Here is an 11,138-nt window from a genome sequence, read left to right on the forward strand (position 1 = left end):
ATAAAGATGAAGTGTGCTCATAATACAAAAGCAATCCACTCGTTACTGATATACAGAAAACACTCAAGAACAACAATACGTAAAATAGGTTGCAGTAAATGATTCAGAGACACAAATAGAAAAGTGCAATCATAAATAATAATCGATATCTGTTACTGAGAATCTTTAGTCAGATAATTGTGTACATTTAATTTATCCAGTGTTAATTTAATTCAGTTTAATATCATTATGATCTGTATTTGGTCATTATAGATTGTAAATCAGCATGCAAAAATGACCCCCTTTTAGGGTAAATCAGCATCCAATTTTGACCCTCTAAAATCGAGTAAAACGTGTACTCTAGATTTTAATAATCTAGAGGGAATTAGAGGATGTTGATCATGGAAACAGAAGCAAAAATTAGGCGCATGTTTCATGTGCAAAAATTAACTATTGCGGAAATTGTTCGCACAACAGGATTATCGCGTAATACAGTTAGACGGGTAATCCGAGCAGAAAAGTCTGGGAAAAATTATCAACGCTCCATTCAACCACTACCTGCACTGAATATCTTCAAAGAGACGTTGGTATCATGGTTGAACAACGACCACAAGTTATCGAAAAAGGAACGCCGTAGTGCAATGAAGTACTACACTCAACTAAAAGAAAGTGGCTATTGCGGTTCTTATGATAGTGTCCAGCGTTTTGTTAAAGTATGGCGCTGTACGAGTCGAGAGTCATTAAAAGCCTATATTCCACAATACTATCATCCCGGAGAGGCCTATCAGTTTGATTGGAGTGAAGAAACTGTAGAGCTTGCAGGCGTTGTTCAAAAAATCAAAGTAGCTCAATTTCGTTTAAGCTACAGCCGTAAATTTTTTCTTGTAGCATATCCTCGAGAAACTCAAGAAATGTTATTTGATGCGCATAATTTAGCCTTCAAATTTTTTGGTGGCTTAACGCTAAGAGGTATTTATGACAACATGAAAACGGCGGTAGATAGTGTTTTCAAGGGTAAGGAGCGTGCTTTTAACCGGCGATTTTTGGCATTAATGGATCATTACTTAATTGAACCTACAGCCTGCAATCCCGCAGCCGGATGGGAAAAGGGGCAGATTGAAAATCAAGTTGATAATGTACGTGACTGGGTATTTAAACCACGTCTTAAATATGAAACCTTGTCGTTATTAAATGAACATCTTCAGCAGCAATGCCAATTATTGGCCGAGAAAAGGCATCACCCAGAACAACAAGAACTAACTGTTGACGCTGTATTTCAAGAAGAAAGAACTCATTTTAGAGCGTTAAATCATCCATTTGATGGGTATAAAGAAGTTTCAACTCTAGTACATTCAACCTGCTTGATTCATTGCGATAGAAATCGTTATAGCGTTGATTGTGCCTATGCCAACCAGATGGTGACGCTCAGGATATACGCATTAACTATAGAGGTATTTTCAGGTAATGAGTCCATCGGTTGCCACCAACGCACCTTTGGCCGCAATAAAACACTGTTTAATCCATGGCATTATTTACCTTTACTGGAGCGCAAGCCAGGGGCATTACGCAATGGTGCTCCATTCAAAGACTGGCAATTACCACCAGCCATTTTAAAAATCAAAAGCATTCTCATGAAGCGCCGTGGTGGTGACAGAGAATGCGTTGAGGTGCTGTTGGCAATGAGTGAGCATGGCATTGAGGCGGTGAGTGTAGCCTGTGAATTAGCGCTAACAGAGCAGGTGGTTAGCCGTGATTATATTCTTAATGCGTTGCATCGATTACGGCCTACAGCACTTCCTCAAGCAACGACAATGCCCGCTGGATTAATCTTAAAGGAAGAACCCACAAGTAATTGTCATAAATATAATTTACTCTTAACGGGAGCAAATCATGCCATTCACTAAATTATCTGAGTTGCTTAAGATATTAAAATTACAAGGCATGTTAGATAGGTTGCTAGCCTATGAAGAGTCGAAGCCTTTGGTGAAACTAACTCATTATGAGTGGTTATCTATGCTATTAGAAGCAGAACAAATAACACGCAAAACGCGTGCTATTAATTATCAACTGAGTGTCGCAAAATTCCCGGTCAATCGTAATTTAAGCCAATTTGATTTTACGCAACATCCTGTTAATGAAGAAGAAATAAGTTTATTGCACGCAGGGAGCTTTGTTGATGCTGGGCGCAATATTATTTTTGTGGGTGGCACGGGCTCTGGTAAAACGCACTTAGCTATTGCTATAGCAACTAATTTAATTAAGCAAGGAAAGCGGGCTTGTTTTTATAATGTTGTTGATCTGGTCAACAAATTAGAACAAGAAAAAAAACAAGTTAATACAGGACGGCTAGCTAATCGCCTGCAAAATTTTGATGCTATTGTCCTGGATGAGCTTGGATATTTACCATTTTCTGAAGCGGGCGGAGCTCTGTTGTTTCATTTAGTTAGCAAATTATATGAAAAAACATCATTAATCATTACAACAAACTTAAATTTTGGTGAATGGCCAAAGGTGTTTTGTGATACAAAAATGACCGCAGCCATGCTGGACAGATTGACTCATCATTGCTCTATTGTTGAGACTGGAAATGAAAGTTATCGCTTTAAAAATCGAAGCTAAAACAGTAAAGTAAATAATCAATGTGATATGTTTTTGAGGGTCAATTTTGGATGCGGTTTGAGGGTCAAAATTGGATGCTGATTGACAATTATAGATCGAATTGATAGCCTATTATGGCACTTAGTATAACTACGATACTTGACTACAGGGAGAAGAAAATGGAACAAAAAGTTGAATTTATTACACAAGATGCCAATATTTTTATCTATGACAAGATGGATCCTAAAGCAACAACTCAAATTCTGTTCAGTAAAATTGAATTATTAAAAAAATCACCGATATTTTCTCCGATGATTCTTAATCTACAAGAAAAAGGCGGTCATTTTTGGTTAATACGGGAGAGTCGGATTGAGGGCTTGCTGACAGTTCAATCCCTTAGTTATAATACTTCATCATCTCAGTGGCAAGCAAATACAGCGTCACGCTATATGTTATCAGTAGATAAGGGATGGATATCCAATAGGCACAATCCAAAAACTATCGAATTCAACACCCTTGTCCAACAAACAGGTGGTTTCATTAAAGTGACTGAGGAAAACGCAGGGACTGAGCTTCCTGGATTATTAAAGATATTGTCCAATGATGGTTATTATACAGAAAACAGAATAAACCCTAAAATAGATGAAGAAACAAAAACAAAAGGCTACTCTGACTATCATGTCAGATCGGTTGGTCATAGTTTCAAATTGGAACCAACAACAGTTACGTTACCTGAAAGGATACTTATGGCTCTTTCATGTCCTTTGGCAACGCAAAAAACAGGTGAGGCCAAACTAATGAAGGATCCTGTTACAGCCCTTGATGGAGTTACTTACGAGCGCACCAGTTTATTGGAACAATCTCCTTCTTTCCAGGAAAAGATTGATTTTTATCCAAATATCAAACTTAAGACAATCATTAATTATGTTGCTGCAACTTCGTTAAAACCAGAAGAGTATTTGACCAAACTTAAAAAAGTAGAGTTTGATATTCTGGATCCTATCTTATTGAGTAAGATGGATAGTCCGGTATTAAGCCCCAGTGGACATTCATTCGAAAAAAATTCTATAGAACAATGGATAAAATCGAAACAAAGTGATGTGCCAACATGGGGCAGTACGCTCCCTATTCCTGATCCTGTTACCAATGAGAATATAAGAGGCAAGCCCTTTATCGAAAATATAAATTTAAAAATGTTTATTCAAGCCTGGCCGAGTTTTTATGAGCAACAACAATCTACGCTTTCATCTCCCTCATACACGATAGGGTAATTTGTATGCATTCTCCCAACGCAGGGGAATGCGCATTTGAAACCAATACAAAACCTGATTAGGTTTGCTTAAATTTTTATTTACTGCATGTTCTTCATCCCTTACATTTAAAGGGGGAATAATCGAAATGTGACTAAAGAAGAAATTAACATTATCGATTGGGAATACTCTGGAATAAACGACAGGGCGGTAGATCTTGCTTCAAACCGCAGTGATACTAGCTCTTCAAATGGAATACTCATTTTATTCTCGTTGAATATTTTGGTTATTTTAAAGCATAATGACTGAATTTTGTTATTATTATTTGGCTGAGCCCGAGCATTTTTGAGATCTAACTGGTACGATCACCGTATATAGCTAAGCTTTAAATTCTTATTTAAATATTATCCATCTGTTGGAACTTTCTAAAATGAAATTGTTCAAAAAAAATTTTTATCCATTATTGTTATTGGCAATACCTCTTACTCTGACTGGCTTGCTGCAATCTTCCACCTATTTTTTTGAAACCATGTTTCTAGCTCAGTTAGGTTCAGAAGTATTAGCTGCAGGAGCTCTTGTGAGCTGGTTATTTGGAACCTTCATTGTCATACTCATTGGAATATTAAGTGCTATTAATATTCTGGTTGCCCATAAATATGGGGAACAAGATAAGCACGGAATTTCTTTAGTGGTGAGAGACGGAGTATGGCTGGCCTGCATTCTGTCCATTCCTTCGTTTATTTTATTTTGGAACTTGTCACCCATATTCATCTTGTTTGGACAAAATCCGTCTGTAGTTCAGTTTGCTCAATCTTACTTGCATGCCTTGGCTTGGGGACTATTACCGAATTTTCTAATGTTTGCCCTTCTGGAATTTATTGTAGGTTTAGGGCATGCCCGAGTTCTTTTAGTGTTTAGTATCCTTTCTGTCTCGCTTACATTGTTTTTGAGTTTTGCTCTGATTTTCGGTAAATTTGGATTCCCAGCCCTTGGAATAGCTGGAGCTGGATGGGGAACCTCTATCAGCTACTGGATCTCCTTTTTCCTCCTGACTATCTATGTGGTCCTCAACAAACACTACAGATCCTATCTACACTATTTAATATCGTTCACGGAGCGATCCTATATAATGGAATTAATAAAAATAGGCGCCCCCATGGGTATCATGTACTGTGTTGAAGTAGGGTTTTTCTTTGCTTTAACTCTGATAATGGGTTCTTTAAGCAGTCAACTACTCGCAGCGAATCAAGTTGCTTTACAGTATATGGGAACCCTGATGTCTCTCATTTTCTCCATTGCCCAAGCAATCACTGTGCGTATGGGTCATTTATTAGGCTCCAGGGATATAGTTTCAGCAGAGCGAGCCTGCTACGTGGGTGTTTTCCTGTCTGCATTTCTCATGATCATCATAGGCAGTTTGTATTGGTGTATTCCTTCAACATTGATTTCAATTGATTTTGATGTCCACAATCCCGATAATTTTGAACTGGTACAACTTGCAACTCAATTGTTAGCAGTTTCTGCTTTTTTTCAACTGTTTGAAGCCATGAGAATTGCTCTTTTTGGTGCTCTCCGCGCATTGAAGGATACCCGTTTTACTTTATTTATCTCAATTATCAGTTTTTGGGGACTTGCCTTACCTGTTGGTTGGCTGCTAACAACTCGTCTGAATTTGGGGGGAACCGGTCTTTGGTGGGGAATGGTATTAGGTGCAGGTTTTAGTGTCCTGTTACTTTTCTGGCGATTTAAGTTTAAAATTAGAAATGACTACGCGCATCACTTCTCTTGAACAAACGCTAAAATGGAGCTCATGTTTTAATCTGGTTTGCCTGTGCGGATTATGCAATAGGCTCCTAAACCCTATGCCACATGAAAAGAAACACCATACAAGTTTATTTGGAGTAATTTAAATGAATAACCAACCCAACACGGATATTGTTTTGCAAGATGAGTTTTACGTATCCTGTCAGAATCGCCGGGTAAGTGTCTGCCACTGAGTCCGGATTAATCCGAGCCGCGCGCGTCAGCAAGCGGAATTCTTTAAAAATATTCAAAATACCTATTGACACGGTTTTTCTGTAAAACTGATGTTTTTCCATATCAAACGTAAGTCATGCAATATGCATGCCCTAAGATCCCCAAGATCACAATGTAGCCCCTTTCACTAATAAAACATCTCCCTCCTGAGGTCAGATTTTTTCTTAGCCCTTAGTGGCGTTAAAACTCGAAAAATGCGTTCAAAAAAAGTCATGTTATGATTGCCGTATCAGCATTAGTAACGCAGTGGTAGATGATGAAACGCCAAGAAATCAAACAAGTTTTAGATGAGTTAACAAAAGATATCGATAGTCTTGCCGACAAAAAGGCCGTGACTATCATTAAGGTATTGGTTAATTTGGTCGAAATGCTTGCCGAAGAAAATGCTTTGCTCAGAGAGGAAAACCAAGTATTACGTGATGAGATAAACCGCCTTAAGGGTGAACAGGGCAAACCTAATATTCGCGGTCAATCCAAAGGTAGCAATGGCGATAATACAGGCAATTCCAATCATTCATCTGAAGGAGATCGCAATAAACGTGGTAAAGGGAACAATAAAAACACAGGCAAAGACAAAAAAAACGTACGTATTGATAGACGTGTTACGATTGCTCTGGACAAAGCAACGCTGCCAGATGACGCCAAGTTCAAGGGTTTTGAGATTCGAATCATCCAGGATCTAAAAATCATCACGGATAATGTTGAATTCAAGCTGGAAACGTATTACTCACCATCTTTGAAAAAAACCTTTATTGCGCCGATTCCTGGCGAATATAAGGGCAGTGAATTTGGTCCTGGGGTTAAAGCGCTGGTCATCACATTATACCGTGATGCAGGGATGACGGAGAGCGCCATTGAGCGCTTTTTAAAAACATGTGGTATTCAAATATCACATGGTAAAATTGCTTCCATGCTGACAGAAGGCAATGATATTTTTCATCAGGAAAAAGAAGATATTGTCGATGCCGGTAGCAACGCAGGCTTGTACCAGCAGATGGATGACACAGGCAGTCGTGTTAACGGCAAAAATCACTACACCCATGTTTTATGTAATGACTTTTTTACAGCATACTTCACTCGTCGTAAAAAAGATCGCTTGACCTTATTGGAGTTGCTGTGTCGAGACCAATTAAAGTTTATGTTTAATCAGGAGGCTTATGAGTTAATGGATGAGTTTGGTCTCGCAAAAAAATGGTTGGATCAAATTAAACCAATGCTGCATGCACAACCCCTCACACGTGAATCAATCGATAGTTTGATGGGAACACTTTTTCCAAATCCAAAAAAACACAGCACGAATCGACGCATAATTCTTGAGTCAGCAGCTCTTGCCTATTATCAGCACTCGAAATACTTCATCCATTATTTAATGACAGATGATGCGCCTCAGTTTAATAAATTGGCCCTACATCATGCGCTGTGCTGGATCCATGAAGGTCGTCATTATAAAAAACTCACTCCATTCTCAGATATGAATCAGAATATATTGGCTGTATTTCTTGAGCAATTATGGGATTTCTACCATGCATTATTGACTTACAAGACGGCTCCATCTCAATCAATGGCCCAACAACTATCAATGCAATTTGATACTTTGTTCGCAACCACGACAGGCTATGATGTTTTAGATCAACGCATTGCAAAGACACGTGCTAAAAAACAAGCGTTATTATTGGTGTTAGACCATCCATTTCTGCCATTGCACAACAATGCCTCTGAATTAGGGACACGGTTTCAAGCAAGGATACGCGACATCAATCTCCAAACGGTCTCCCAAAATGGCACCAAATCAAAGGATACGTTTGCCACGATTGTACAGACGGCCAGAAAACTGAAAGTTAACGTTTATCAGTATATTTACGATAGGGTGACTAAAAAATTTGAAATGCCATCATTGGCTGAATTAATCTTACTTAAAGTGCGGCAGGTTCCATGCACCACATAAGCATCTCGAGATAATTCCGCTTGCTGACGCGCGCGGCTCGGATTAGTCCGGGCTCAGTGGCAGACACTTACCCGGCGATTCTGACAGGATACAGTTTTACGATTTAAATTTTTCAAATTTAAAATTGGATGCAACAGAATTACACAATAAACAATTTGAAAATTGCACCTTTACCCGATCAAGCTTCGTTGAAACAATATTCCACTCGTGCAGATTTACTGAATGTGAATTCAAGCTATGTAATCTTAGTTCTGCCCAATTTAAGTATACTTCGTTTACTGATACTGTTTTTGATGAATCTAAATTAATTGGTATTAACTGGACCCAAGCCAAATGGCCCAATATTAGTTTAACCAGCCCAATTAAGTTTTATAAGTCAAATATTAGCCACTCCAGTTTCTTTGAATTACAATTAAGAGAAATTATTATTGAGGATAGCAAAGCCCACGATGTAGATTTTAGGGGGTGTGATTTATCAAATGGAGTTTTTATATTAACCGACTTCCAAAATAGCTTGTTCATGCGCAGCAAACTATATGCAGCAAATTTCATCGAAGCCATTAACTATTATAATATTAACCCCAAAGAAAATGACATTCGCAAAGGAAAATTCTCTATGCCTGATGCAATAAATTTACTTCACTATTTTGAAATCGAAATTGAGGGTATTTAAAAGATCTTATAAAATTTAATTCTGAGAGTCCAAATAAAAGCTAATAAACACCAGCCAGGCATTACTGTTTAAAATAAGGACGTTTAAATTTTACTAGTAAAAAACAACGTTTAATGTCAATCTTATAATAGAAGAGTGTTATCTAAATAAGTTAGTCAACTAAAACTGATGAATAGACTGCACTTGTAGATCCTTGTCTTCGTCCAAAGTGACAAGTTTCAGGGAATATTAAGCGACCACAAAAATTATTACAATTATGTGAGTCTTTAAATATCAAAGGAACTGATAGCTTAATATAGTGGACCCCAAAAATGAGACAGTGGTGTAAAATAGAAACCATTGTTAAACGGGGTAATATAGGCGCGGTTTTCTGGACACAAAAAAAGGTTTTTTAAGAGCTATTCTTCTTAATACAAAGAGGAGAATAAAATGTCTAAAAAGCGAGCTTATTATACGGCGGCCAAGAAGGCAAAAATAACGCTAGCTGCGATTGAGGGGAAACTCACACAAGCGCAAATTACCAGTGAATACGGTGTTCACGCAACGCAGGTAAAAACTTGGAAGCAATCGGCCATCAAAGCCATTAACGATTTATTCTCTGGGGCTAATGAAAAAGAAGCCAAGTCCCAAGAGCAGCTTGTTGAGGCATTATATCAAGAAATTGGTCGACTTCAAGCGCAGCTATCTTGGCTAAAAAAAAAGCATGAACTTTAGTCTGGATGAAAAGCGCGTCATGATTGATCCTCTTGCCGAGCTCACCATTCGTGAACAATGCTTGCTATTAGACTTGCCTGTTTCAAGTTATTATTATAGTGCCAAGCCCATTTCTGTCGAAGATGAAGCGCTTATGGCGCTACTTGATGAGCACTATCTGCAGTATCCATGTGAAGGTAAAATTAAGCGGGCAAGATGGCTGTCAAAAGAAGTAGGCTATCCTGTTGGTAAACGTCGAGTAAAAAAGTTGATGGAAATGATGGGGTTATCGACTGTTTACCCAAAGCCAAATACAAGCGTTCCCAATAAGGAGCATGAGGTGTTCCCTTATTTATTAAAAGAGGTGGATATCACCAAACCAAATCAGGTTTGGGCCGCAGATATCACCTACATCCGCATGAAAGGAAAGCATGTGTATTTAGTAGCTATTATGGACTGGTATAGTCGTTATGTGATTGGATGGGCTATTTCACCTACTATGGAGGCTGAATTTTGTATTGAGGCGCTTAGAAACGCTTTGCTGCATTCGCGTTGTGAGATCTTTAACACGGATCAGGGTTCTCAATTTACCTCAAAAGATTGGATAAATACGCTAAAATCTCACCACATTTCTATCAGCATGGATGGGCGAGGACGTTATTTAGATAATATATTTATCGAGCGATTGTGGCGTAGTGTTAAGCAAGAAAAAATCTACCGGTATGATTTTGATACAATTGAAGAGGTTGAGCTGGCCTTAACGGAGTATTTTGAGTATTATAATAACCGAAGGCTTCACCAGTCCTTTAATTATTTAACGCCCGCAGAGGTGTATTATGGCCGGAAAAGACCATAAACCCTAAATGAGAGCGTCATGACTTACCCACAAGGCCCACAGGCCTATACGAGAAAGTGAAGCTCTCCTGACCTGTGGACTTGTGGATAAGTCATTCTGATAGAGTTGTGGTAAAATGACCTAAGACAATTCGTAGTAGCAATCACTATTCATACGGTATTGAGTAGGTTTAAATAGGTTAATTTGAGTGAATTTTTAACTATAAATGATGGATGAATAGCTCTTATTTTTCCTTAATTTTGTTCCAGACATGCGGACCCATATCAGGGTACCAAGTGGCTAAAAAAAAATTTACATCTGACTTCAAAGCAAAGGTAGCAATTGAGGCATTAAAAAGTCACAAGACGACCAATGAATTGGCATCTGAATTTGAGGTGCATGCAACACAAATCAATCTGTGGAAAAAACAATTACTGGATGGAAGCAAGCAATTGTTTAGCGGCAAGCATGACAAAGACATGGACTCCATCATACAAGAACGAGATCGATTATACACGCAAATAGGCCAGCTAGCGGTTGAGTTAGACTGGCTTAAAAAAAAGACCGGTCATCTAAGTTGAGCGTGCGGGAGAAGCGAGCCATGATTGATGTCAATCACCCTACACTCAGCATCGTACGCCAATGTGCATTGGTTAATTTGTCACGCGCTAGCTACTATCGCACTGCTGGCGAAGGAATATGTACCGAGAGCCCAGAGAATCTGGCTTTGATGGTCTTGATTGATGAGGAATACATGCGCCATCCTTTCTATGGAAGCAGAAAGATGCGTTCTTATTTACGTCGCCTTGGCCATGACGTTAACCGTAAGAGAGTGCAGCGTTTGATGCGGATCATGGGTCTGGTTTCAGTGGCACCAAAGCCGAATACGAGTAAAAAGAACAAGGAACAAAAGGTTTATCCCTACTTGCTACGTGGTTTAGTGATTGATCGACCCAATCAGGTTTGGTGCACCGATATTACCTACGTTAGGATGCAAGGAGGCTTTGTATATTTGGTGGCAATAATGGACTGGTATAGCCGCAAGGTGCTCTCTTGGAAGGTATCAAACAGCATGGATGATGACTTTTGTGTAAGCGCTGTCAATCAGCATCCAATTTTGACCCTCAA

10 protein-coding genes and 1 pseudogene are annotated in these 11,138 nt (G+C 38.8%); all 11 read left to right on the forward strand.

Going from position 1 to position 11,138, the window contains the following annotated elements; genetic code table 11:
• Positions 1 to 371 precede the first annotated feature (371 nt).
• Positions 372 to 1,883 (forward strand): IS21 family transposase, encoded by a 1,512-nt coding sequence (istA, locus tag HRS36_RS11595; RefSeq protein WP_197933184.1) that lies wholly within the window; start codon positions 372 to 374, stop codon positions 1,881 to 1,883.
• Positions 1,870 to 2,598, forward strand: a complete 729-nt coding sequence (istB, locus tag HRS36_RS11600) for an IS21-like element helper ATPase IstB (RefSeq protein WP_173235816.1) — start codon at positions 1,870 to 1,872, stop codon at positions 2,596 to 2,598. Before istA ends, istB begins: the two co-directional genes overlap by 14 nt.
• A 158-nt stretch (positions 2,599 to 2,756) precedes the next feature.
• On the forward strand, positions 2,757 to 3,848 hold the full coding sequence (locus HRS36_RS11605; protein ID WP_173237440.1) for a U-box domain-containing protein: 1,092 nt from the start codon (positions 2,757 to 2,759) through the stop codon (positions 3,846 to 3,848).
• 129 nt (positions 3,849 to 3,977) lie between these two features.
• Entirely contained in the window at positions 3,978 to 4,136 is a 159-nt protein-coding gene (locus HRS36_RS11610) for a hypothetical protein (RefSeq protein ID WP_173237441.1), read from the forward strand.
• A gap of 121 nt (positions 4,137 to 4,257) precedes the next feature.
• Positions 4,258 to 5,616 carry an MATE family efflux transporter gene (locus tag HRS36_RS11615; protein ID WP_173237442.1) on the forward strand — a complete coding sequence of 453 codons (1,359 nt, stop codon included), beginning with the start codon at positions 4,258 to 4,260 and terminating at the stop codon, positions 5,614 to 5,616.
• Positions 5,617 to 6,117: 501 nt separating this feature from the next.
• Positions 6,118 to 7,809 carry an IS66 family transposase gene (locus tag HRS36_RS11620; protein WP_173235423.1) on the forward strand — a complete coding sequence of 564 codons (1,692 nt, stop codon included), beginning with the start codon at positions 6,118 to 6,120 and terminating at the stop codon, positions 7,807 to 7,809.
• 124 nt (positions 7,810 to 7,933) lie between these two features.
• Positions 7,934 to 8,482 (forward strand): pentapeptide repeat-containing protein, encoded by a 549-nt coding sequence (locus tag HRS36_RS11625; protein ID WP_173237443.1) that lies wholly within the window; start codon positions 7,934 to 7,936, stop codon positions 8,480 to 8,482.
• 429 nt (positions 8,483 to 8,911) lie between these two features.
• Positions 8,912 to 9,196, forward strand: coding sequence for a transposase (locus tag HRS36_RS11630; protein WP_173235475.1), 285 nt, complete (start codon positions 8,912 to 8,914; stop codon positions 9,194 to 9,196).
• Positions 9,186 to 10,031, forward strand: coding sequence for an IS3 family transposase (locus HRS36_RS11635; RefSeq protein ID WP_173235473.1), 846 nt, complete (start codon positions 9,186 to 9,188; stop codon positions 10,029 to 10,031). The genes HRS36_RS11630 and HRS36_RS11635 overlap by 11 nt, the downstream gene beginning before the upstream one ends.
• A 275-nt stretch (positions 10,032 to 10,306) precedes the next feature.
• Positions 10,307 to 10,591 (forward strand): transposase, encoded by a 285-nt coding sequence (locus tag HRS36_RS11640; protein ID WP_173237134.1) that lies wholly within the window; start codon positions 10,307 to 10,309, stop codon positions 10,589 to 10,591.
• A gap of 20 nt (positions 10,592 to 10,611) precedes the next feature.
• Positions 10,612 to 11,118: pseudogene (locus HRS36_RS11645) on the forward strand (IS3 family transposase); the annotation flags it as partial.
• Positions 11,119 to 11,138: the final 20 nt, after the last annotated feature.

This window comes from Legionella antarctica (assembly GCF_011764505.1).
Classification (GTDB): Bacteria; Pseudomonadota; Gammaproteobacteria; order Legionellales; family Legionellaceae; genus Legionella; species Legionella antarctica.